Annotated in this window: 20 protein-coding genes and 1 tRNA gene; 13 read left to right on the top strand and 8 right to left on the bottom strand. The window is 53.6% G+C overall.

The genetic code is table 11. The features are described 5' to 3' along the window. The first annotated feature begins 238 nt into the window (after positions 1-238). Entirely contained in the window at positions 239-1,948 is a 1,710-nt protein-coding gene (locus tag RB_RS11065) for an efflux RND transporter periplasmic adaptor subunit (RefSeq protein ID WP_011120479.1), read from the top strand. Then, complete coding sequence (locus tag RB_RS11060; RefSeq protein ID WP_011120478.1) at positions 1,945-5,223, top strand: efflux RND transporter permease subunit; 3,279 nt, start codon at positions 1,945-1,947, stop codon at positions 5,221-5,223. The genes RB_RS11065 and RB_RS11060 overlap by 4 nt, the downstream gene beginning before the upstream one ends. A gap of 147 nt (positions 5,224-5,370) precedes the next feature. Here RB_RS11060 and RB_RS11055 read toward each other — a convergent pair whose 3' ends face one another. Next, positions 5,371-6,435: a protein kinase gene (locus RB_RS11055; RefSeq protein ID WP_231846404.1), complete on the bottom strand. Its 1,065-nt coding sequence runs from the start codon at positions 6,433-6,435 to the stop codon at positions 5,371-5,373. Positions 6,436-7,095: 660 nt separating this feature from the next. On the opposite strand from RB_RS11055, the gene RB_RS11050 reads away from it, so the two are divergent. The 7 genes from RB_RS11050 to RB_RS11020 all read left to right on the top strand — a co-directional run bounded on the left by RB_RS11050 (position 7,096) and on the right by RB_RS11020 (position 13,145). Continuing rightward, positions 7,096-7,494, top strand: a complete 399-nt coding sequence (locus RB_RS11050; protein ID WP_160167117.1) for a response regulator — start codon at positions 7,096-7,098, stop codon at positions 7,492-7,494. 7 nt (positions 7,495-7,501) lie between these two features. Next, on the top strand, positions 7,502-9,082 hold the full coding sequence (locus RB_RS11045) for an ATP-binding response regulator (RefSeq protein WP_164921872.1): 1,581 nt from the start codon (positions 7,502-7,504) through the stop codon (positions 9,080-9,082). 95 nt (positions 9,083-9,177) lie between these two features. Then, on the top strand, positions 9,178-9,573 hold the full coding sequence (locus tag RB_RS11040) for a response regulator (protein ID WP_011120473.1): 396 nt from the start codon (positions 9,178-9,180) through the stop codon (positions 9,571-9,573). Between the two features lie 185 nt (positions 9,574-9,758). Beyond that, the gene (locus tag RB_RS11035; RefSeq protein ID WP_231846403.1) at positions 9,759-10,274 is read left to right on the top strand and encodes a response regulator; all 516 of its coding nucleotides are present in this window, start codon (positions 9,759-9,761) and stop codon (positions 10,272-10,274) included. 946 nt (positions 10,275-11,220) lie between these two features. Further along, complete coding sequence (locus RB_RS11030; RefSeq protein ID WP_231846402.1) at positions 11,221-11,622, top strand: response regulator; 402 nt, start codon at positions 11,221-11,223, stop codon at positions 11,620-11,622. Then, complete coding sequence (locus RB_RS11025) at positions 11,619-11,984, top strand: response regulator (RefSeq protein WP_231846401.1); 366 nt, start codon at positions 11,619-11,621, stop codon at positions 11,982-11,984. Before RB_RS11030 ends, RB_RS11025 begins: the two co-directional genes overlap by 4 nt. Positions 11,985-12,461: 477 nt before the next feature. Continuing rightward, positions 12,462-13,145 (top strand): alpha/beta fold hydrolase, encoded by a 684-nt coding sequence (locus tag RB_RS11020; protein ID WP_007340108.1) that lies wholly within the window; start codon positions 12,462-12,464, stop codon positions 13,143-13,145. 68 nt (positions 13,146-13,213) lie between these two features. Here the strand turns inward: RB_RS11020 and RB_RS11015 are convergent, their stop codons facing one another. Then, positions 13,214-14,188: a diguanylate cyclase gene (locus RB_RS11015; protein ID WP_011120464.1), complete on the bottom strand. Its 975-nt coding sequence runs from the start codon at positions 14,186-14,188 to the stop codon at positions 13,214-13,216. Between the two features lie 955 nt (positions 14,189-15,143). Between RB_RS11015 and RB_RS11010 the strand changes: the two genes are divergently transcribed. After that, positions 15,144-15,707 carry a hypothetical protein gene (locus tag RB_RS11010; RefSeq protein ID WP_231846400.1) on the top strand — a complete coding sequence of 188 codons (564 nt, stop codon included), beginning with the start codon at positions 15,144-15,146 and terminating at the stop codon, positions 15,705-15,707. 98 nt (positions 15,708-15,805) lie between these two features. Here RB_RS11010 and RB_RS11005 read toward each other — a convergent pair whose 3' ends face one another. Continuing rightward, positions 15,806-16,252: a hypothetical protein gene (locus RB_RS11005; RefSeq protein ID WP_011120460.1), complete on the bottom strand. Its 447-nt coding sequence runs from the start codon at positions 16,250-16,252 to the stop codon at positions 15,806-15,808. Positions 16,253-16,665: 413 nt separating this feature from the next. On the opposite strand from RB_RS11005, the gene RB_RS11000 reads away from it, so the two are divergent. Further along, on the top strand, positions 16,666-17,211 hold the full coding sequence (locus RB_RS11000) for a hypothetical protein (protein WP_231846399.1): 546 nt from the start codon (positions 16,666-16,668) through the stop codon (positions 17,209-17,211). Between the two features lie 226 nt (positions 17,212-17,437). Beyond that, positions 17,438-17,782: a hypothetical protein gene (locus RB_RS10995; protein WP_011120456.1), complete on the top strand. Its 345-nt coding sequence runs from the start codon at positions 17,438-17,440 to the stop codon at positions 17,780-17,782. A 98-nt stretch (positions 17,783-17,880) separates the two neighbouring features. On the opposite strand, the gene RB_RS10990 is transcribed toward RB_RS10995, so the two are convergent. From RB_RS10990 to metK, 4 genes are all read right to left on the bottom strand, one after another. Continuing rightward, positions 17,881-18,999: a DUF1559 domain-containing protein gene (locus RB_RS10990; RefSeq protein ID WP_164921870.1), complete on the bottom strand. Its 1,119-nt coding sequence runs from the start codon at positions 18,997-18,999 to the stop codon at positions 17,881-17,883. 1,138 nt (positions 19,000-20,137) lie between these two features. Then, positions 20,138-20,211: transfer RNA gene (locus RB_RS10985), tRNA-Arg, on the bottom strand. A 103-nt stretch (positions 20,212-20,314) separates the two neighbouring features. Then, positions 20,315-21,169 carry a metallophosphoesterase family protein gene (locus tag RB_RS10980; RefSeq protein ID WP_164921869.1) on the bottom strand — a complete coding sequence of 285 codons (855 nt, stop codon included), beginning with the start codon at positions 21,167-21,169 and terminating at the stop codon, positions 20,315-20,317. Positions 21,170-21,203: 34 nt separating this feature from the next. Then, on the bottom strand, positions 21,204-22,391 hold the full coding sequence (gene metK / locus RB_RS10975; protein WP_007331112.1) for a methionine adenosyltransferase: 1,188 nt from the start codon (positions 22,389-22,391) through the stop codon (positions 21,204-21,206). 141 nt (positions 22,392-22,532) lie between these two features. Here metK and RB_RS10970 point away from each other — a divergent pair, with 141 nt between their 5' ends. Continuing rightward, complete coding sequence (locus RB_RS10970) at positions 22,533-23,687, top strand: vWA domain-containing protein (protein ID WP_011120449.1); 1,155 nt, start codon at positions 22,533-22,535, stop codon at positions 23,685-23,687. A gap of 135 nt (positions 23,688-23,822) precedes the next feature. On the opposite strand, the gene RB_RS10965 is transcribed toward RB_RS10970, so the two are convergent. Beyond that, positions 23,823-24,554, bottom strand: a complete 732-nt coding sequence (locus tag RB_RS10965) for a glutamate synthase (RefSeq protein ID WP_007340651.1) — start codon at positions 24,552-24,554, stop codon at positions 23,823-23,825.

Raw genomic sequence — 24,554 nt, 5'->3', positions numbered from 1 at the left:
GCCTCCAGGCTGGGAGGCGTGGATTTGAGTGACAAATCTCACCTGAACCGACTTTTTTGCGGAACATAGCGCGCGGCAACGGGTTTTAATGGGCGTACGTGGCTGCGCTTCTTGCTGCGCGGTTGTCGTTGTGAAATGAGCGTTCCGGCTTCCAGGGGCGTCCAAGCGATATTCGATCGAGAAATCCGGCTTCCGGCTGATTGACGACCATGATCTACCCGTCCTTCCCGCGAAATTCATGACTCACTTGCCAAACGTTCGATCACCGCAGTCAGGTTCGTCCGGATCGCGTCAATCGACTGATCTTGAGCCAGACACAGCTCCCACTTTTGAGTTGGAGACGAACGAGGCGGCACCTGCGAACGGCAGCGGTTCAGCGTCGACTCCCGAGCTTCCTCGGTCGGCGGGCGGGACAAATTTGGCTTCCAATGAATCGTCGGCCGGGCCAGCATTGGGAGACACTCGGCCTTCGTCACCGCTCCACTTTGTCGTCAATCTGCTCGTCTCAGCGGCCGTATTGGGAGCCGCGATCTACGGCTACACATTCTTAGGTGAACGTCAGCGTCCGCAGCGTAGCAAGCCGGCCAAGTCTCCTGTCACGATCGTTGCGACCGACGACATCCGTTTTCACAGCGGCCCCGTGGTGATCGATGTCAACGGTGTGGTCGTTCCCTTGCGAGAGCTGCGATTGGCTTCTGAAGTTGCCGGCCGCGTGGTCGAGTTGTCTGAGAACGTTCGTGCAGGTCGAAAGGTCAAACAGGGTGAGGTGCTAATTCGACTCGATGCGACTGAGTACGAGTTGGAAGTGAAACGCCTGCAAGCGTTGGCACAACAAGAAGCCGCCGAAGAAAACTCGGTGCAGGTCGGCATTGAGAACACTTTGCAGTTGCAATCTTTGGCCCAGAAGCAACTCGAGATCGCTCGCCAAGAACGCGAACGAATCAATGCACTGGTCGCCCAACGGGCCGCATCAGCCTCCGAAGTTGATACGGCTAGGCGTGCGGAGTTAGCCGCGGATGCTTCGTTGGTGGAACTTGAAAACCGTCGGCGTGAATTGACTGCTCAGTTGCAGTTGGTGACGGAGAAACGATCGCTCACGGAGGTGCTATTGGAACGGGCACGGTTGGATCTTTCCCGCTGCGAGATTAAATCACCAATCGATGGGCGGGTTGTGTCATCAGAAGTCGAGGAGCAATCGTTTCTGCCAACGGGAACCACGTTCATCACGATTGAAGATACGTCCGCCGTCGAGGTACGAGCGAGTCTGACCGCCGATCAAATGTTTTGGATCTGGAATAGTCGATCCGTTTTGTCGACGTTGGCGGCGAGCGATCCTGCTCAGGCCGAGAAAGCGGTCACCGATGCGGACCGTTTTAACTCTGCCGTGTCGGCGACAATCTCCAGCGTCATCGGATCGGAATCCCACCAGTGGTCAGCCGTCTTCGAACGCCTCGATGGAGTCGGCATTGATCTCAACACACGGACTTATCCGTGTCTTTTCCGTGTTGAGTCGCCTGAGTCTTCGCTGGAAGGAAGTGCGAGCCGCCAATTGACCCGTGGGATGTTCGTCGACGTGTCGATTGAAACCCAACCCAATCAGGTCCTCGTTCGTGTAGCGGAATCAGCCGTTCGACCAGGCAATCGACTATGGCTGAACGTCGATGGAAAGCTACGAATCGTACCCGTTACGATTGTCAGCCGAACCGGCGATGACGTTGTCGTTCAAATTCAACCGGAACTTGATCATCTTTGCACATTGGCATCGACTCGAATCATTGTTTCGCCAATCAGCGATCCGGTCGAAGGCATGCCGGTGGGCGGACAACCACCATCGCCGTCCGGCGAAGGAGCCGGGCCAGGCAAGACAGGGCAATCTGACTCTCCGCCGATCGGCGACACGACGTCAAATCCCATTCAAGCGAACTCGAGCTTGCGGGTTGACGGATGAAATCTTTGATTGCTTGGTCTGTCAACAATTGGCAGGCAATGAACGTCGTCATGGTTGGTGTGCTGTTGTTGGGGGCGTTCAGCCTATCGCAACTGCGTCGAGATTTTTGGCCCGACTTCGAACTGTATGTGCTGTCGATATCAGTCGAATATCCAGGTGCCAGCCCTGACGAGATTGAAGAAGGCATTCTAGAAAAGATCGAAGAAGCGGTTCGCACTGTCGACGGCGTCGATGAGATGACGTCGTTGGCACGAGAAGGCATGGGGACGGTCACACTGGAACTCGACCCAGATGCCAACCAAGCCGATGCCCAACGGGTGCTCACGGAAGTCACGACGTTGATCGGGCAAATCCCCAGTTTTCCTGAGCTGGCGGAAAAGCCTGACATCCGGATGAACACGAACTTTGTAACTGCGATTCGAGTGGCGGTGATGGGCCCGAAGGTGCCTGAGTTCTCCGACTTCGCAGGCAAGGACGAATTGGATTCCGACGATGTGAATCGGGGACGCCAGTTTGATCATGCCGAAGCCAAAGCCGAAGCCGCGCTTGCTCTTCGCCGCGTCGCGGAACAAATTCGCGAAGAAATCCTCGCGTTGCCGTCGGTGTCTGTCGCGGATTTGGTCGGAACGCCCGACTACCAAATTGATATCGAAATTCCTGAGGACACGCTTCGCAAATACAACCTGTCATTGCAAAGCGTTGCGCAAATCGTGCGTGCGAACAATGTGGAGCTTCCCGGAGGAACCCTTCGCGGCCGATCACAGGAAGTGCTCCTTCGCGGGAGCGACAAAAGTTCGGTTGGTTCCGGAATCGAAGAAATTCCGCTGGTTAGCCAACCCGGTGGCGCGGTCTTGACCGTCGGAGATCTTGGACGTGTTCGTGATGAGTTCTCCGTTGAAGGAAGCATCAACGAGGTCAATGGGTATCCCGCGGTATTGGTATCGATTGAAACGACCAGTGCCGATGATCTGATTCAAGTGGCAGATGATGTTCGACAGTTTGTTGCGGATGGCAGCGATGCACTTCCCAACGGCTACTCATTGATTGCGATGCGCGATCGATCCACCAGCGTCAAAAATCGACTCGATCTGTTGAGCAAGAATGCTTGGATGGGTCTGGTTCTCGTCTTCATCGTCTTGGCGTTGTTCCTGGAAATGCGATTGGCGTGGTGGGTGATGCTTGGCATTCCCATTTCGTTGTTGGGTGCATGCATTTACATGCACTTCGGCGGACAAACACTCAACATGACATCCATGTTCGCATTTTTGATCGCATTGGGGATCGTCGTCGACGACGCGATCGTGGTTGGCGAGAACATCTATGCACATCGTGAGATGGGAAAGAGCTATCACCAAGCCGCAATTGACGGTGCGTACGAAGTGATGCCATCCGTGATCACGGCGATTCTAACAACGGTGATAGCGTTCGCGCCGATCATGTACATGGAAGGCCGAATCAAACGCTTGACCGTCGTTTTGCCGATGTGTGTCGGGGCGATGTTGATCATTTCGATGTTCGAAAGTTTGACCATCTTGCCGTCGCACCTGTCACACAAACGCAGTCGCTTTTTGGATGTGGTGACGTACTTGCTAATGCCTTTGCGTCCATTGGCGTGGTTGCTTCAAAAAGCAAATGCGGGGATGTCAAAGCTGTTGACCAAGTGCATCGATCACATCTACACACCAATCTTGGGTTGGTCGCTCAGAAACCCGGCGGTTGTGCTCTCAACGCTCGCCGGTCTGTTGATTTTGTCAGTGGGAGTTGTTCGTTCCGGCATGGTTCCGTTTCTGTTGCTGCCCAAAATTGACTTTGGTTTTATCACCGTGCAGGTGACCTATCCTGACGGAACTCCCGTCGAGATCACCAACGCGGCGACGAAACGTTTGGAAGATGCCATTTGGAAAGTCAATCAGCGTTCGATTGACGAAAAGATGACGGCCGACCCCGGCGGGTTTGTTCAAGCGGTGCAACGAACCGTCGGATCGTCAGGTGATGAAGTTGGTAGCAGTGTCGCTGGTCACGTTGGTGGTCTGTTCATTCAGCTCAACGACATCGGTGAACGAACTGTATCAAGTGATGACATCGTTCGTATGTGGCGAGAAGAGTCAGGACGATTCCCGGGCGCCGAAGCGGTTGCCTTTGGTGCAACGCCTCGCGGACCCGCATCACTGCCGATTGAACTGAGGCTGATGGCGACCGGTGAGAACTTGGCAATGCTGGACGCTGCGATTGAGCGATGCAAGGCGAAACTAGGCGAGTACCCCTACGTATCCGACATCGCAACGGACACTCGCCAAGGCAAATGGGAATACCGCATCAAGGTTCGCGACGATGCAAAAGCGATGGGCGTTTCACTGGCCGATGTGGCGGGGACCGTCCGAGCGTCTTACTACGGCGAAGAGGTGATGCGACTGCAACGAGGACGCCATGAAGTGCCTCTGCGAGTTCGCTACCCTCGCGAGGATCGCAACACATTGGTCAGCTTCAATGATATTCGCGTGCGGGGCACAGATCGCATGGAGAGGCCGCTCAATGAGATTGTCGAGGTCGATGTTCAGCGGGGATATTCCGAAATCAGTCGAGTCAACCAAATGCGCAGCATCTCCGTGGTGGCCGATGTCGACGAAACTCGCGGCAATGCATTCAATGTTGTGTCCGATCTCAAGGCGAACTTTGTTCCTGAATTCCGAAAGGAGTTCCCTGGTGTTCAGCTGCAGTGGGGCGGACAACAAGAGCAGACCGATGAGACCGTCAATAGTTTGGTGGTTGGGTTCGTGTTCGTCTTGGGGGCAATGTTCCTGTTGTTAACGATCCAGTTCAATTCGAGTTGGCAAGCGATCCTGATCCTTTCGATCATCCCGTTTGGTTTCATCGGAGCCATACTCGGTCACATCGTGATGAACATCGATCTGACACTATTCAGTATCTTTGGGATCGTGGCACTCGCTGGAGTGGTGGTGAACGACTCTATTGTGTTGGTCGACTTCATCAATCGTCGCGTTGCCGATGGTTTGCCACTTCACGAAGCGATCATCGATGGCGGTCGACGTCGCTTTCGGGCCGTGTTGCTGACTTCAGTCACCACCTGTGCCGGGATGATGCCGATTCTGTTGGAACGATCCAAGGAAGCTCAGGTGGTATCACCAATGGCGACCAGCCTCACGTTTGGGCTGGCTCTCAGCACACTGGTGGTTCTTGTCCTCGCTCCGGTCATGTACCTCGTTGTCGCGAAAATATCGGATCCGCCGGCAATGTCGTCTGCTGCTGCCGAGTGAGTTGGCTGCTTGCAATGCGAACCAGTCAAGCAGCCGCCCTGCAAAGTGAAAGCGGAATTCGCGTCTACAACGAATCCGATGTCGACCTTTGCCAACATCCAAATAGAAAATGCTGTCGCATTCGGACATTGTCGATCGCTCGTCCTGTTATTCGACGACTTCAGGTGCCGATTTGGCGAGCCCCAAGATTGGTTGAGCTGAACCGTCCCGACGGCGCCACAAGATGACTTTCGAGTCATAACCGATGCTGGCGATCATCCCACGGCTCGAATCCAGTCCGACAACCGTCCCTCGGTGCCCATCTAGAACTTGATTGACCCGGCGACTCGCCAAATCAATGACATAGATTTTGTTGTTGGTGCCTCCTGCGGCAACCGTTGAGGAGCTGATCCCGGTGCAGCTGACTAACTTCGTCGGCAAGTTGGCGACAACCGTTTCTGCCGTATCTCTATTTGGGTCAATGATGGCCACTCGTCCGTCTTCGCCACATGATACGAATTGGGACCTGTCGGGGACGGAGTCCACTCGGCGGATCGTTCGTCGATGAACACGGTGGGTTCGGTAGCTGCTCCAGTCGTCTGCCTTCTCAACACGCGTCAAGAAGATGTTGCCTCGACGATCGCCGTAACAGAGATGTTTACCGCAGTCCGAATAGCATCCAGTTCGTAGCAGTTGGTTTTCCGTATCGACCACGTCGAGTTGGTCTTTCGAGGAGACGTAAAACCGTGTTGAGTAACCAACCAACGAAATCCCGAAGTGAACTCCAGGGCGAGCGAAGACCTCCGCAACAGACTCGACCGATTTCGTTCTGTCAGCAAGCCATTGCACGTCATCCTTCCGGTGAATCGCAATCTCGCCGTAAGAGGTCGACATCAGTATTCGTTGCTTCGGCACGAATGCCAACGATCGAACACCTAACTCGTGAGCTTGATGACTGGACGTGACTGATAGATCGGGGATGCGATGAACATAGATTTGACCATCGGATCCACCAACGGCCAAAGAAACTGGTTCTGACAGAAATTGGACTGAAAGCGGCGTGCATTCCAATTTGATCGTCGCCGCGAGAAGGAAGTCATCGCTAAGAAGTCGTTGTGTAAGCGGTCGCTCAACCTGAGCGAGGCAACGATTGGGTATCGAACCGGCCAAAAGCATCACCGCAACGGCAGCTGTGGTTGAGATTGAGGTCCGTTCCAATGCGGCTGGGCTCATGCGAAATCGATCACTCTGCAGCCCCGTTCGTTGAATGCTCAATGTGCATGCCCCCAATGAAAGTGTGGATTGCCGATCGGATGAGATCACTGCTTGTCCGACGAATAGAAGACGAATGGTTGCGTTTTGAAGGTCGCAGGCCAATTGTTTATCGGTGTTCGTCGCTTCTTCGAAACAACTCTCGTCTCCAATAGTCTTTTACCGTATGTGGAATCTTAATGGTCGGAACCAATTTGGAAAAAAGTTGGATTTGAATCCATTGCGATCCAGTTGGGCTGGGTGGCACTGGTCAGCCAACATGCGACGAACAGGAGATGGTTTGAGAAAAGAATGCAGAACTAATAACGGGTGATAAATGAAGGTCGAGCAATTGCCAGCAAATACCAATGCTAGGTTTCATTCGTGCGAGTTGGTACGAGACTGCCAACCGTTGGACGGAAAGCCAATGCAGAACCGTTCGTTTGCGAGACATTTCAAATGTCCTTCACAAGACGGTTTCCTGCGATTTTCGTTTCAAATGCACAACTTTGCGTGGTTCGCTATGCAAATCCACACCAATCCATTGGGAGGCAAGATCCGATGCTCATGACGCCGATGCCGCAGAAAACCAAACGTCGCGATGATGTTGGGACTCGTTTGAAAAGGTATTGCAATCGTGCAATGCATGCTCCACTTATGCCAAGGGTGCTGTGTGTTGACGACGATCCAGACATTCAAACTGCGATCGATATCATGTTTCGGCCATATCGAGTCGAAGTCGACCATGCTCACTATGGGATGGAAGGCATTGCAAGGGTGACTCAGTGGAAACCCTCATTGGTGGTGATGGACCTCGCCATGCCAAACGGAAGCGGTGAAGATTTGCTTTCCGTATTGAAATTCAATCCGATGCTAAAAGACATTCCCGTCATCATCTTGACCGGTGTTCGAGATGCCGATGCTGAGCGGAGAACGATGCTACAGGGAGCATCGTCGTTTCTTCGGAAGCCGCTTGACTTTCGACAGATACTATTTGAGGTGTCTCGGTTCATCGATCTCGCACGACGAGAAAGGGAGTGAGCATTTGATGGAATCTCTCCAACCTATTCGCATATTGCTTCTAGAAGACGATTCGATCGACGCGGAAGCGGTCGCTCGGCAACTCAGCAAGTCCAGCCCGAACTTCGAATTCACTTGGGCGGAAACGCTGGTGAAAGCGTTGGAGGTTTTGGGTTCGACGAAGCACGATTTGATCATCGCGGATCTTGCCGTTCCTGATTCGTCTGGAACGGAAACGATCACCAAGCTACGCAATTTGTGTAGCGAAACTCCGGTGATCGCGCTCACTGGTCTCGACAATGATGAGGTCGAGCGTGAGGCAATTGATGCCGGGGCGCAGGACTACATCGTCAAGGGAGAACTGCACGGCCAAGCATTGGCCCGAACCATCCTGCACGCGATCCATCGGCAGGTAGCGGAGAATCAAACCCGTGAGATCGTCAATCAATTGAAGGTTAGCCAAGAGGATTTAAAGGAGCAGAAACAGCTGCTTCTTCAAAAGAACGAAAAGCTCGAGAAGTTGTACGCCACCTCACAAGAGATCGTTGACAATGTATCCCACGATCTACGGACTCCGTTGACAGTGATCAAGGACTATGTTGCCATCATTCGCGATGGCTTGGTGGGTGATGTCAATCAAGAACAAGCCGAGATGCTAAGCAAAATTCTCGGACGAGCGGACGATCTCAATGGAATGGTGGATGATCTTCTCGACAAGAGTAAGTTAGAAGCCGGGTTGCTTCACCTTTCGCGACGAACCATCGGGTTGGACTCAATCATTCAACGTGTTCATATGCTCGTTGCAAACCGCGCGAACACGAAACAGGTGTCTCTTCAGCTTGAAGCAGCGGACGGCGAGATTGAGGTCTATTGCGATGCTGAGAAAATCACTCGTGTGATCACAAACCTGGCTACGAACGCGATTAAATTCGTCCCTCAGGGCGGCAATGTTTGCATTCGCACAAAATTGTCTTCCAATGGTGAAGATGCACTTGTTGAGGTCGTCGATGATGGGCCAGGCATCGAGTCAGCCGAACTCAAAAAGATTTTCGGCAGGTTTGAGCAAGCCTCTCACAACGGTACGAAGCAAAACAGCGGCGTTGGATTGGGTTTGAACATCGCTCAAAAGCTCGCGACGCTCAACTTTGGAAGCATCGACGTCGATTCAGAGGTTGGGGAAGGAACGGTATTTCGTCTTTCACTTCCATTACCAGACCCCGCCTGCATCGCGACGAGAATGGCCGAGGGTCGAACATCAGAAATGGGGCCCGTTTGCCTTTTGGCACTGGATATTCCAGGTATGCAGGATCAACGGCAAAGTGATGATTTCGAACGTTTTATCTGTGGATCTTTCCGGGCCGAGGATTTGTTGTTCCGTCAGAATGACGACCGGTGGTTGCTCCTTTTTTCAGGCAACCATCGCGATGCGAAGAATTGGATGGCCAGAACAGAAAGAGATTTCGCGCAGATGAATCGCAACCGTCCGTTTGGTCCCTTGCCAAATTACGTTGTCACGTTCTTTGACTGTTCGGGACGAGATGACATCGAAGCCGTCCGCGATGTATTAAGAGATGAGTGGAGCCAGTCAAGGGAAACGGTGCCGAACTGAGATAGTTAGAGCATCAACAGTCAATGGATCGACCATTGGCCAAGCGATTGAATTGAACGCAAAATCAATGGAATGACCGAGGTGGTTGAAAAGAGATGCCTGTAGTATTGATCGTCGATGATGAACCGGATATCCGTGAATCCGTTCAGCGGTGGCTATCGTCCGCTGGAATGAGCACTGGTTTCGCATGCGATGGGATGGATTGTCTTGCGCAAGCAGCGAAGCTATGCCCCGATTTGATTGTAATGGACGTACTGATGCCTCGGATGAATGGTATCACCGCCATTCGTGAGCTCCGGAACAATGATAAGTTCGCAACAACTCCGATTTTAGTGCTGTCGGCGAGTCTTGCCGATGAAAACGAAGCCTACATCGCTGGTGCGAACCAAGTTCTCGCGAAACCTTATCAAGGACGGCAATTGATCCAGGTTGTGCAGCAACTCTTACTGGATGAAACACGTCTGAGCGATGGCAAGGCCATCTCAACCTGAGGCGATCGTTGTAGTCAGATGAGGTTCCGTCAACTTGTCTGGGTTTTTGGAAATCTTCGATGTTTTAGACTTTGCGGAGTTCTTTATCGTTGCATGGTTGTAAGGTGGCGTCGCAAACGTTTGAGTACTGCGATCGCCAACGAAAACTGCTCGCCAGACGTGATCTCGACGAATCAAGGCCGAACATGGATATCCAGACGAAGAATGATGCAAGAAAGTATCTCTTCGAACTCGCAGGTGAGCAATCGTCTTCGGCGAATGCTGGTTTGAGCTATCTGGACGTCTCGGAACGTGAGAAAGTCATTCTCTCGATCGATGATGAACAAGACATTTCTCATGGCATTCGTTTGCGTCTAGCGGGGCACGGTTACGATGTTCGGACCGCGAAGCACGGGCTCGACGGGTATCGGATGGCTTTCAGCTTGCATCCCATCGCCATTTTGCTTGACTACAACATTCCGTTCGTCGACGGTGAGCAAATTCTTCTGGGCCTACGTGAGAACCCGCTGCTCGCAACGATTCCCGTGATCCTGATTTCCGGCAAGGTTGACGATCGAACGGAATCAAGGCTTCTTAAGATTGGCGCTTATGCTGTGATGCGAAAGCCCATCGAATTTGAACGCCTTGTCTTGCTACTCGATGAAATTGGTCGTCATCACCAAGGTTGTCAATCTGCTGAGACCGAAGCAATGCCCGTGTGAGGCAACTTCCCGGAAGCACGCCTAACATCAGATCGCAGTTCTTCTCTGGACTCGGTCAGGTATGCCGTGGCTAGGTAGATGTTCGAATGCCACCGAACTGCACGATGGGTGTTGGACTCGATGATTAGGCGGCACTCAAAATTTGAATTGTTAAGGAATGTTCGGGCAGATCGACGTTTAGAAAACGTCTTTGATTCGTCTTGAGAACCAGGCTGAGGACGGCTACGTCAGTTCCTGAAAACTTAGTTGCTTAAGCATCAACAGTGTTCTCAGCGCGAGGCAGAACGTGCAGTTTGAGCGGGACGATTCACTCGCGGGGTGTGATGGGGATTGTTTTTGGGATTCCTTACTCAACGCAAAGTTGTCCTCAATGTGGAACTATAGCGGGGATGAGAATTTGCTGCGGTTTCATTACGAAACCAATAGCATGGGAATTGCAGCTTGGGTGTTGGTCGTGACGAGCATGTCGCCTCACATTGTCGAAACATTAGTTGAATGCGACATTCAGCAGCAATATTGTTCGCAATGCGGTGGTATATCTTCAATAGAGGCTTTTTATGAGCCGATAATTAATTTGATGTCAGGTGCTATGTGAGTTGTTTGCAAAGCGTCTGTTGTCATCGCTGGGATGGGCACAAGCCAGCGTCAATTGGATGGTTGTTTTAGCAGCCAATGAAGATGTCGCGTTGGGCACAGGCGACCAATAGATGCGTTTTGCATCGATCCGAAAGGGCAATTTCGGTGTAGTTGGTCAAGTCGTGCTCGCGAGGCTTCATTCGTAGTAAGCGCGAGCTTTTTGCGTGTTCAGTTGTCAAAGCGGTTGGTGGAGTTCATCTGACTCTTGGATTTGAGCCAGCCGAAGGAAGCGGCAGATAGCATCTGTTTGCTTTTTCATCGGTTTCAGCGATTCAATTAGCAACTAGCTAGTGATTCAGTGGGGCAACTGATGGAAGATTCAACCGTCTTGGTGGTCGAAGACGACGAAGCAATCCGATTCGGAGTCGAATTGCGTTTGCGCGCGATGGGATATTTGGTTCACTCGGCGAACGATGGCAAAGATGCGATTAGAAAGGCGGAGACGCTTCTGCCCAGTCTGATATGCATGGATGTACGGATGCCGTTGTTGGACGGGATAACAGCGCTTCATTGGATGAAATCTCATCCGCAGCTGAAAGGTACGCCAGTCATCATCGCGTCGGCTCGTCCCACCGACGAGCGTGTGGCAATGTCAGCAGGTGCACGGTATTTCTTGCTTAAACCCTATGGTGCCGAGGTATTCGAAGCCGCCGTCACGCAGGTGCTGCGTCCCTCGTTGCATTTCAATCGTTACCGAGCGTGCGGACTATGAAAGTTCTTGTGATCGAAGACGATCCGGAGTTCTGCGAGATTCTGGTGCGATCGTTGTCTACGTGGGGGCATTTTCCGACGGCGGCGTTCAATTGGTTTTCGGTGATGCGAGTATTGGCATCGGACCGGTTCGACTTGATTGTCACCGACATTGAAACGCCGACCGGCAACGCGTTGAATGCGTTCGACTTTCTAAATAATGACGATCGAATTCGTGCGATTCCAAAAATCGTGATCTCCGGCCAAAGCGGGCAGGATGTTGAACGTGCATGTCTGGTGATAGGTGCAAAGTACATTCGCAAATCACCCACATGCGTGGCTGATTTGAAATTGGAAATAGAAGCCATGAACCTCGTGACATAAGAGCGAGATTGCTTGCTAAACGGTCTCGATTCTGTCGATCCGTTAAAATGTTGTCGAAGACGATCTCACAAGCGACCTGTCCGGGTGTCGAAGTGTGATCGACCATCAGTTTTCTTGTCGGAGGGCTGAGAAATTGCGGATTTCTTGTGATGCCCAATTCTGGTGTATGTGGTTTTGTATGATGGTAGTTCCGTGCGGAATAAGCTGACGCTTTCCGCGTTTCGTTGCTTCGCGTTTTTCAATCGACACCCGACCATGTCCAGTTCTCGGCACACCGTCCATTCTTATTTATGTTGCATTGTATTGATGCTGAGTTTGCCTTTTGCGAGCTTGGTAAACGCTGATGGAGGAGGTGAATCGGACACGTCGGTGTCGACACAGGCGTCCGCGGCAACACCCGCCGAGCAGCTGGAGAGGCATCTTGGAAAGCCGACAACAAGGGCCGATTTTCACGGTTTTGTCCAACATGAATTCGAGATGGATGGAGTTCCATGCAAATTGGTGAGCCCCGCGGTGACCGGTGCCGGGACGCCATGGATTTGGAGAGCACGCTTTTGGGGCCACGAACCGCAACTTGATCTGGCGTTGCTGAGGAAAGGCTGGCACGTGTGCTACTGCGACGTCAGCGACTTGTTTGGAAATCAGGAAGCCATCCAGCGTTGGGATCGGTTCTATCGTCTAAGCCAGCGTATTGGCCTGCATTCCAAACCTTTGCTGGAGGGAATGAGTCGCGGTGGATTGGTCGTGATGCGATGGGCGGCGGTCAATCCTGAGCGAGTCAGCGGGATTTATGTTGATAATGCCGTGATGGATATCCGGTCATGGCCCGGGGGCAAAGGGGCGGGCAGTGGGTCACCAAACGCTTGGCAAACTTGTCTCGATGCCTACCAGATGACTGACGATCAAACGCAGACGTTCGAGGATGGGCCGCTGCACCGGCTGTCCTCGCTCGTTCGAGCCGGTGTGCCAATTTTCGCGATGATCAATGAAGCTGACAGCGTCGTTCCGCCGAGCGAAAACAGCGATATTCTGGTCCAACGCTATCGCGAGCTGGGTGGTGCGATCCAGGAGCTTCGACGTCCGGAATTGGGGCATCACCCGCACTCATTGAAAGACCCTGCTCCATTGGTCGATTTCGCGTTAGAAGCCGTTGCGGAGTGAGCGGGATTGAGTCCCGTCGTCGGCATAACAGAGTGAAGGCGGTGGCGTCTTATCCGTTATGAATGGATTCAGTTCGGCATGTTGCTCTTCACGCAAGGCACGTGGATGGCGATTGACGAAGGAAAGTCAGTGTGAATAAGGATCGGGTGAATGGACTGTCCATCGTGCACACTGCTGCAACATCGGCCGCGTCCCTTGGATGCGTAGAGTGCGGCATCGGCTCGCTTGAACGCGGTTCGAAAAGAGTCATCGCTGTGAACGGCGGTGACTCCACAGCTCACCGAGATTTTGATCAGGTCTTGCGGGCCGTGTGAGAAGCTGCAGGACGTTTGGAGGCGACTCGCTATCGTCGACAGTTCTTTCATGTCTTCGACCGGGAACAAAACGGTGAACTCTTCTCCGCCATGGCGATGGAGGTCCCAGTGCTCGTCGGATGCTTGCGAAAGCTGGCCGGCAACACGCTGAATAACTTGATCGCCTTCATCGTGTCCGTACAAATCGTTGATCGCCTTGAATCGATCAATGTCGACGACGACCAAACCAAACATGGTGTGATCATTTCCTAGTCTTATGCGTCGCTGCTCGAAGGCGATGTCGCTTGCACGACGGTTGCCAAGCTTTGTGAGTCCGTCGGTCAGCGAATCCTCTTCCGCTTGCCGCAGACGTTTTTGTCTAGCAATTGAAAGCTGCGTCATTCTTGCCAGGACTTGTCCCACCATGTGCTGTTTAGGCAAGTAGTCCTGTGCGCCTGCCTGGATCGCAGCGAGCGCCGTTGCTTGCCGCTCGTCGCCACTCAGGATGAAAATGGGGACACTGGGTGAATGATCGCGGATCATCTCAACAGCTTCGACTCCAACATTGTCCGGTAGCCCGAGATCGAGAAGCACCAGATCGAAATTGGCGATCGCCAGTTCAGAAAGTGCGGTCGCCAATGATTCGGCCTGAGTGACCAAGACATCAAAGTCAGGCGATCTGCCAAGCATCATCTGGATGAACTCGGCTTCCTCTTTCCGATCTTCGACGTGAAGTATGTTGATGGTCATTTGTCAGTTTGGACTCAGTTGCGACTGATTGTGCTGATTTGCCTGCTGGGGCACATGAACTTTAGAACACAAAGGTTTGTGGCATGTTCTATTTGCAGGTAGGTGAATCAACTCAAAACGCCTTGCCCCATCAATGGTTCGGTTAGCCCGCTTTTTATGATTGTGCGGAACGTGTGGGGGTTTCGCGATCTGCTGCCCGAATTCAGGCGTTCGGGCACTGTGAATATTTTGGCTGCCCGACAGGGGTGAGGTTTTGGCGAAAGTAGAATCGAGTCTCTCCGCTCGCAAGTGTTTCGCAGAAAAGCGACTGTGATGTAGCGGCATCGATACCGGTCAGGTTCAAAACCTAGTTTCGTGCTGAAGCCGAACCCCGAAGTAAATGCCTGACAAAATGAGGGTGATTCATTTGGTCAATCCAAGCGACCCGTTCTCTCTCTGCAGGTTGACTTGCCGTTCCGCTTCTTGGGTCTGCGATTGCTATTTGTCTCTTGCGAAGGTTGCATGCGGCAAAGAGGTGCGTCGTCATGTTCTGCTGAAGATGCGAGGGCGTGTGGTTTCCTTGTTACCCAATATGGGGTTGGCGATCCTGTTAGGTTCGGGCGGAATCAATTGCTCGCGACTTTGATGAAGAAGGGTCGCAATTTGGTCGTTTGCCTGAACGGTCCGCGCGTTGAAACCGAGCCTCGTGTCAACGTTCGCGTGATTCGTGCTCTTGATTCCCGATCCAGTTGATCAAAACGAGAATGGCCGTTCTTTGAATTTTGGTTGGTGCCTGATCCGCTGCCGGATACACTTGTCGTAGATCGTGACAAGGAAACAGTCGAAATCCAACGGTGTCGACAAGGGCCGGATCACGCTGTTCAAAGAAGCCGACGGAGCCATGTCTTAAAAGCGGAGGGTTCGTATGTGCGATCCCGCGGAAAGTTATCAACCTGATGCAGTTGGATCGTTTCGAATGTTGAACCTCCGAATTTGTTTGCTCTTCTTTTTCGCGTTTCTCACGACCGCGGTGCGTGCTGACAAGCCCGACCTTCCTTCGCCGCCGGATGATTTTAATTGGCAATGGTGCGACGAAGTACGCGTCGGAATATTGAAACCTCAGCAATGGCACTTTCTGTCTCAAAGCAAAGGTGAGACGCGTGGATACTTCATCACCAAAGAAAAGATTCTTGGGGCCGGAGAGTTCAGAACCGGTCTGACGCTGAATGTGATTCCGAACGTCGGTAAAAAACGCGGCAAGGTTGCATCCGATTTTGCTAAGTCATACATCCGTGAAGCGATACGAGACAAGCAATCTGTGTTGCGGATCATTCCGCCTGCCGAAGCGGGGCCCGCAAAGGTGTTTGGCTGCCGAATCAGAAAAGAGGGGTCGGTCATTCACTACTTCTTGATTGCCGACGACACTCGGGATGTTCTCTACCTCTTTATGTTTGAGAGTCCAGAAGCGGAATGGGAATCGGAATGGAACACCGGCGAAACTATGCTGCAGAAGTTGTATGTCGACTTTCCCGACGAGTGATGGTTCGAGCCAGATTGGCTGTGCCGTATCAGCACGCGTGAACTTTGATCGCTTCTGCACGAATTGCAGGCGATGCGGCGAGGTCGTTTAGCGGTGTTTCATGGGTCGATGAATTCACTCTGCGATCGACGGTTGTTGAGAAAATGTTCGACTGCTTTGTGCCCTCGCTGCGTCTGCTTGATTATAAGCGACAAATCTTGTGGGTAACCATCGATCTTTGCGGGGCCTCCGTTGTGTTCCCACGACGTGGTTTCGACTTCTCGTCGGATCTCTTCGGCGAGCTTCATCAGATCCCCAAAAGACTGCGGACTCATCTCAGAATAGTCCGAAATGCGATAATTTTTCTCGGTCAGCTTCGATGCCATCGATTCGGACCATCCTTCCTCGTAACCGGCGGCATAGCCATTTTCGCGGCCTTGGTTATTTCCAAATCGGAAAGCGGCAAAACCTACCGCGACCAGTAAGACGAGGATGAGCAGCCCTTTCATCCCAAACTTTGTTTTGCGGCTGATCGGAATGCTGATATTGAATTCAAACTTTTCCATCCATTGGCTCCCGCGTTTGCAACTTCAATTGTTTTGTTTTGTCAGCGTACTGGATCGTCGCCAAGAATCCAATTCATGCTGATGGATCAGTGAGGCTTGGTGTCGGTGATCGCCGCGGTCAATCTGGGCGTGCACAAAATGACTTTGGGCGTCGCAAGCAATAATTTGGGGACGCAACTCACAATGCTCCTTTCGATCAATTTCAGATCGGGCTGAGTGACCGAAGGTAATCTTGGCGATCAATTTCCTGCCGCCTTGATCGGGTTGCAATCGCTTTTCGAGTGTTTTGAACGGCCGCAGAGAAATGATTGCTCGGGGAAATACTGCTATAGTGAGGGACTAGCGAGGACCGAATGTATCGGGTCTACGCTTTGGTGACGTCCCACTCACTGTCTAGATAAGTGGAGAATTCGATGCGATTCTTACCTGTGTTTTTGTTGGTCGGTATTGTTGTCACATCTGCCGACGCGCAGGACGTCAAGCGGCCCGAGAGGTTGTCTGGTTTTCTGAAGCCTGAAATGTGTTTAGGGATCCGAGTCATTGACGAGACCGAGGGGATCCGTATCACGGTGTACACGAAAGAGGCTTTTGAGATCGCAAAGGATTCAAAGGACCTCGCGTTCGATGAGCTTGTTCAAAAGCATGAGGCGATGAGACGTCTTCGTGACCAACGTCTGAAAGAAGTGAACGCAACTCTTGAGACAAAGCGAGAAGACCTTCGTTCGGACATGGATTTTGGCGAACCAAAGTTTGGCCTGCCGGTCGATCGTCGCGAGTTGTTCTGTCGGATTGAGCATGTTGGGAATGACTACATACTCGTGCAATACGCGGACGAGCCAGACAGACGCCGCGTTTTTGCGACATCCTTCATCTCGTCAATTCGTTGGAAAGACAGCGACGATTTGGGACTCAGCTATTCGGTGGGTTATGTGGCGAAGGAAGCAACCAAGGCGGAATGAGCAAATGTTTCGTCGTGCTTGCATCGCGGATCAACAAAGCTGCATTGCGGTCGTGTTCGGTCTGTTTTGCTGTGCGATGACTCGCAGGCGAACTGCCCAAACGGAGTGTCGTTTCGCTGGTGGGAGCATCGATGGATGAGACTCAGTCGGATTGGCTGTGGTGAGTTTTGATTGAGTTCTTGGCGTTGTCCGATGAACTAAATTTTGTTCTGAAATTGGAACCCCGATGAAATATCTCTTGGTGTTTGGGTTGGTCGCTCTCCTTGTCGGTTGTGATCCGCATCCGATCACGGGTTCAGTTCGCACGTCGGTGCAAGAGGTCAACGGGGTGACGACATACAACCTTGAGGTAGACAACATGTCGCTGGCCGACGCGGTCACTGCGATTAACCAACACGTGGAAGAACCGATCTCGATTGATCCTCGAGTTGATGCTCAGAGTTCTGTCGAATCAATCAAGATCGAATCGACCGATTGGCAGGGCATCATCGAGGAACTCGATGAGCAATTGACGGATGTGGAAATTGCTCAGAAGAATGGTGGGACGGTGATCATGCCCAACGGTGGCTAGCCGCATTGAGTGCGGCTTGGCACGCACTGCGTCAGAAATTATTTGGCAAAAGCAAAGACCCGATGGCGAAACAAAGATTCTCACTTCGCCGCAGTTCATCAATACTCGCCAGGAAGCTGACGATCGTCTCGAAGCAATAGGTTGAGAAACACACCTTGGTCAACCGTGTCGGTAAGCGTTCTCGACGAGCCATCGCATAACCCAATGTGCACGGAGCTGGCGTGAAAGCTGAATGGTTGGCTTTTATTGGTGTGGTTGATCGACCGATACGTCCCGCAGGTGTCGATGGTTGCCTCCCACGCAGATGTCTTGGTGCAGTCAGTCGCCATGTCAGGGACATTCGGATTTGACGACGTGGACTTTCCACGGTTTGAATTCGAAGTGTCCGCCAACAAGTTGTCGGCCAAGTAGGCTCGCATTTTGACACCATCGCCGCCACCCGCCCAAGTGATGCTGGGGCCGCCAGTCACCTCGGCCAATTTGCCCCGCACAAACAGTTCTTGCGAGCCAATGCATTCGTAATACATCAGCGTGTGGGAAAGACCATCGAGGACGCTCGCTGCACGTCCGCCTTTGTTGTTTGGATTCCGATTGCGAGAACCAGACGCTGGCGTCATCGCGGTGCTGAATTGCATTTGTGGTTCTCCGTCACGGTAATACAACGGGTGGCCTTCCGGGCGAAGTGCAGGGATCCGCGGGGTGGTGTAGTCGGCGACGCCCATGGAGAGCCCATTGCTGTCGATGATGGTCCCAGAGCCCGTTCGGCTGGGGCATTGGAAGACGGACAACTGAGTCGCGGCGGCTTCGACCAGTCTGTCTTTGTTGCTCCAGTCTGTCGAAAGGCTACCGTTGTAGCCCCATTTGAACTCTGAAGCCGACGGATCGTTGAAATTGGGGTGTTTTGCGGCACTGAAGGTGTCGGCCAACTCTCGTTGCTCGACAAACGGCAGGATTCGCCACAGCGACCCGGTGCGCGAGTACGGGTAGTGTTTGAACGTGTGCTCGAACATCGTCATGCCCAGCACGATCTGTTTGACGTTGTTTTTACACTGCGTGCGTCGTGCGGCTTCACGCGCGGATTGGACCGCCGGCAGCAACAGGCCCACCAAAACGCCGATGATGGCGATCACGACCAACAGCTCGACCAGAGTGAAACCAGATCTCTTCCGCAGCCAAAAGTTCGATTGCGGGACTGCGCGAGTGGGCGTAACGATCATCTTCAATGCCGTCTCTTTGTACAGGAATCTTTAAGAAATCTTCGCCGCGGATGATGCGGCTGGATGTCTGGCTGGCTGTGCAAAGTTAGCTGGCTTGACGATGTGCTACTGAGAGTCAATCGCAATAGCTTCGGGGAGTGTAGCTTTGAAGGGTCGGCGCGTCAACTTGCAACCTCTTCTCGGTGCGTTGCGGCCACGGATTGCTGATCTCACGCGGCATGACGCGTGGGGGACGCGGACAAATCGAAGATGCATTCGGAAATTTTCCGAGAGTTGGCAGGGGAAATGAATCCGGTGCCGGAGATGGCCAAGCGTCGCATTCCCCGGCGTTTACCGCTGCATCCGCATGGAGCAGAGTCGACGCCGAATTGCTTGATGCGTTCTGCCAAATCTCTTATAGATGCAAACGCAGAAGGGACTGAAGCGACAGTGCAATTGTTATTGACTATCCAGATACTCGCTTCATTTCAGGCGAAGCGGTTCACTGCGACGCGTCAATCGACATCGGCGGCATGCAATTCCGCGGCTTTCGGGTTGATGTCTTTGAGCACCTCAGTCCATTGCATTCGGTGGTTCTCAAGAGGATCAAGGAAGCCGTTTTCGTTGCGAGGAGCGTCGCCTCAACTGCAAGTTTTTGGCCAGCACATGAGTTATTCTCCGAATCGAAAGATCTCCGTCCCCAAACGATTGGACGCCCGTCCAACGCGGATTGAACTGCGGCGTTCAAAAACGACCGATAAAGCGGGTCCCTCGCATTCACGAACCGGCAGGCTGCGGGCGCGTTGCAGGTCAGCGTGTCGACGATCAAGCGTTGCGTCATCTACAGCGATCGTAAGGTCGTGAAGATCGGCAACCTCCGCCGGGTCTGAAACACGGTCGAGCTAGCGATGCGACACTACATGATCATCAAGAGGCGAGAATATGACGGACCCTTCAGGACAGGGAGAGTCACTCATTGATTGACTGACACCCATTCCATTTCCCCACGTTCTGAACGAGGAAAACGAGATGAAGGAGCCCAGCAAAAGCGGGACAGAAAGCGGGACACTCAGTGCCATTCAGAGGCATTCACAGAGGTTCACGCGAAGTGACAAAGTGCGGAAAACACCGTGTTTTCCGCATTCTATGAAGTACCTGATACCCCCGACAGGATTCGAACCTGTGACCTGCGCGTTAGGAATGCGCTGCTCTATCCAGCTGAGCTACGAGGGCGAGTGGGTTGCGATTTGGTCGTGAGTTTACGTTGCTCGCGGTGGGGCTGGAAGATCGTTTGGGGATTGGATAGCACGTTTGCTAGCGCCATCAAGCTACGTTCTTATGGGAAGCAAATGGCAGGGCGAGAGAGTTCCATCGAGTTCGGCTCGATCGTCAGCATCGATTCGATTTCCAAGCTGCCGTAGCGCGAGAATCCTGTGTGGACGATGAGATTGTCAGCGATCTGTGCGGTGCCGTCGTGATGTGTGTGGCCACACAGGACCACGTATTTGCGGTTGGGGTTTTGCTGGGCGGCTTCGCGGAGTGCTTGCCCAACTTGGCCGCAGACGAAGAACGGGGCCCAGTTGTCGTCGGTCGTTTTGCCCTCGTACCAGCACGCTTCGCGAAAAGGTGGGACGTGGGTGGCGATCAAGACTTGCGTGACTTCATCGGACAGATTGTTCAGCTTGTCCGTCAGACGTTCTGCGGCGGCTTTGCCTTCCGCCATCAGCAGCGTTTGCCAGCCATCGGGGTGGCTGGTGCGAAAGTCTTCGATCAGTTGGAAGTCATTCAGGCGAACGTTCGAGCCGGCGTAGTCACCTTGTGTCGCATCGCCCCATCCGTCGTCGCCGATCAAAACCGTTGATGCGTTGAGCGGCATCGCGGGATGATCGGTGAGGTAAGTCAGTTGCGGGACGTCACGGCACAAAGCGATCAAATCGCGACGCGTGAACGCGATCGATTTGCCGTAGAAATCGTGGTTGCCAAGCACGAAGTGAATCGGCCGATCCAGGGATTCGGCCAAGCATCGCAATTGATAGGCAACGTCGTCTCCCTCGGACAAATCGCCCGTGATCAGGATCGAGTCCGGATCGAGTTCCAGCAGTTTCGCAACCCACGATTGCCAAACATCAAGCTTGGCATGATCAAAGTGCGGGTCGGTGATCCACGCGATTCGGCGAATAGGCTGGTTCAAGGAGACGTTGCAACGACTTTGAAAGGACGAAACCTCAAGCGGTGGCGGTTGCACCAGCGGCTTCGGCCAAGGCGTCGGCTTTGTCGGTCTTTTCCCAAGTGAAGCCTTCGCCATCGCGACCGAAGTGGCCGCCGGCGGTGGTTTCGACGAACACTGGACGACGCAGTTGCAAGTGATCGATGATTCCGCCCGGGGTCAACGGGAAGTGCTCACGGATCAATTCGCAAAGCTTGGCGTCTTCGATTTTGCCAGTGCCTTCGGTGTCAACGTGAACGCTGACTGGTTCGGTCACGCCGATCGCGTAAGCCAATTGAACTTCGCAGCGTTCGGCCAAGCCAGCGGCGACGATGTTCTTGGCAACGTAGCGAGCCATGTAAGCGGCACTGCGGTCGACCTTGGTCGAGTCCTTACCACTGAAGGCACCACCACCGTGACGGCCCCAGCCGCCGTAGGTGTCGACGATGATTTTGCGTCCGGTCAAGCCACAATCGCCGTGAGGTCCACCGATGATGAACTTGCCGGTTGGATTGATGTGGTACTTGATGTCGCCCTTGTCCAGTTCGGCGGGGATCGAAGGTTTGACGACGTTCTCGATCACAAACTTTTCGATTTCGTCGTGCGAGACATCGGGGCCATGCTGAGCGCTGACGACGACGGCTTCGATTCGCACGGGGCGATTGCCATCGTATTCGACCGTGACTTGGCTCTTGTTGTCGGGACGCAACCAGTCGACTTCTTTGTTGAAGCGAGCTTCGGTGATGCGGTTGATGATGCGGTGCGACAGCGCGATCGGCAGTGGCATCAATTCAGGTGTGTCTTTGCAGGCATAGCCAAACATCAGGCCTTGGTCACCGGCGCCGATGTCTTTGCCCGAGGCTTCGTCGGAGTTCACGCCTTGTGCGATGTCGGGGCTTTGAGCGTCCAAGCGGATTTGGACTTCGCAGGTCTTGCCATCGATCCCGATGTCTGGATCGTCATAGCCAACGGCAACGATGGTGTCTCGGACGATCTTTTCGTAATCGACATCGGCCTTGGACGAGATTTCGCCGGCGATGACGGCCAAGCCAGTGGTGACGAGTGTTTCGCAAGCGACACGGCTGTGGGGGTCTTGGGCCAACAGTGCATCCAAGATGCTGTCGGAAATTCGGTCCGCCAGCTTGTCGGGGTGGCCCATGCTGACCGATTCACTGGTGAAAAGAAAACGGCCTGATTCGTTACTCACTACACTGATCTCCGGGAAAACAAACGAATATTGATCGCCGATGGAATTTCGTTTCCTCCCGCGACGTGCCCCATAGCGTAAAGTCTGGTCTCGACGGCGCAAAGCGGCACAATTAACGGAAAAGAACACACCTGAGCTGCCATGGCCATCTCTCCTTCTAACGAACCCCAATCAGGCGGACGAAAGTCCAGCCGTGCTGGAGCGAAAGGCCCGTCAGGCAACAACCCGCCCGCCGTCACTCCGTGGCAGCGGCCAGCGGTATCGACTTGGCCGCTGGTGGGTTCGTGTTTGGTGCACCTGATCTTAATTGGATCGATTCTCGGATGGGTCAGTTCTCAGTCAGCAGGCACCATTGAGCAGCCGACGACCAGCGTCGGTATGGCGATGGCGTATCGATTGCCCGATCGGACTCGGTACGTCACCGAAGATTCTTCCGAAGAGTCTGATGCCGCGACGGAGGATGCATCCGACCGCCAAGTGGACGAGCGTTCCAAGTCGGTCGATCAGTCTGATGCGGAGCAGTCCCAATCGACTGCGTCGGCCGCATCCGCTCCGCCCGCCGGTTTTGTTCCGCCGGTGGATTTGGATGGCTTGTTTGCGGAGATGACTCGCCGAGGTGTGGCGGCGGGTGAGTCGCAAGGAACCGGAGTGGAAGGCGTTTTGCAATTTGGCGATGGCAAAACCGCTGACCAATTGGGCACCGGCGAGCTCGTTCCAGGGACGTCGCGGGCGGGCGATGGTGCGGGCCAAACGACAACGTCGGTGTTCGGAGTGTCGGGGTCCGGCAGCACCTTTGTTTACGTGTTCGACCACAGCGAAAGCATGTCCGCGTCAGGTGGCAAGCCGTTGCGGGCGGCGAAGCAAGAGTTGATCCGCAGCTTGAGAACGTTGAGTGAGCGTCAGCAGTTTCAAGTCATTTTCTACAACGATCGTCCCAAAGCGTTTTCGCCGGATGGGCAAACGACGGGACTGGTATTCGGCGAAGATGGGATTCGCCGACGAGCCGAAGCGTTTGTGAACCGAACGGTTGCCGTCGGTGGAACGGAACATCAACTGGCGCTGAGGATGGCGTTGCGATTGGCACCCGATGCGATCTTCTTTTTGACCGACGCGTCAATTCAAACGATGAGTGCAGATCAAATGTCGGACATTCGTCGGAGGGCGGAACAGTCGGGGACGGTGATCCACGCGATTCAGTTTGGCAGCGGACCTGAACCAGCGAACTCATTCATGAAAGAGATCGCTCGTCAGAATCGCGGTGGGTATCGCTATCTCGATGTTGTTGCTGGTGGTTGAATCAAGCTGTGTGACGCGAGCGATTCGAAGGTGAACTCGCTCGCAACGAGGCTTGGCGGTTGCGGGGGCTCGTCGAGACAGTTGATGGCAATTGTTCTGCTCCGAAGCTCAGCTGTACCCGGGCCAACAAATTGTCTATCGCCAGTTGGGACGAATTTCGCCGGCACCCGCTTCTTCGGCGTCCAAACGTGCTTTGGGGATGATTCGTCGAAATTCGGACGCCGAGCCACGTATGGAGGCTCCCATCAGAAGCAAACCCAAACGGACTTCTTCGCGTTTTCGCAAAGGAGCTTCGATCACTCCCGGGGCGAGCGATTTTGCTTTGCCTCGCAGGAAGACGGTCACGTTGTTCAGTCCGTCGCCGAGTCGTTTGCCCGCATCGCCACCCACTACGATTGTGCCGCCAAGTGCACCTGCCCCGGTGTCGTCGCCAACGTTTCCGCGAACGAAGATGCTGCCGCCCCGCATCGCTGCGCCGACTCGATCGCCAGCTGATCCATATACGGCCAACGTTCCACCGGTCATGGCGGACCCCAATCCGCAGCCAGCGTTGCCGGTGATCAAGACGACTCCGCCGCTCATCCCGTCACCCGCACCATGACCGACGTTTCCGTCGAGTCGAATGTCGGCGTCGCGACAAAAGGCAAAGGCGTAATCACCTAAGTTGCCGGTAGCTTGAAATCGAAGCGGCGTTTCGCAACGCATCATGGCTGAGTGCTGGCTTTTCAAACCAGTTAGCTCGACCAGCGGTGCGGGTTCGTCTTCGCCGGATTGGCAAGGGATCGATTGCAAAGCGGTGTGTAATTCGGCATCCGTCAACTGAGAAATGTCAATCGAATGATCGGGCTGCTGGGGTTCCTTCGTCAC

The sequence above is a fragment of the Rhodopirellula baltica SH 1 genome, assembly GCF_000196115.1.
In the GTDB taxonomy this organism is placed as follows: Bacteria; Planctomycetota; Planctomycetia; order Pirellulales; family Pirellulaceae; genus Rhodopirellula; species Rhodopirellula baltica.
This window is presented reverse-complemented; position numbering and strand designations above follow the sequence as displayed.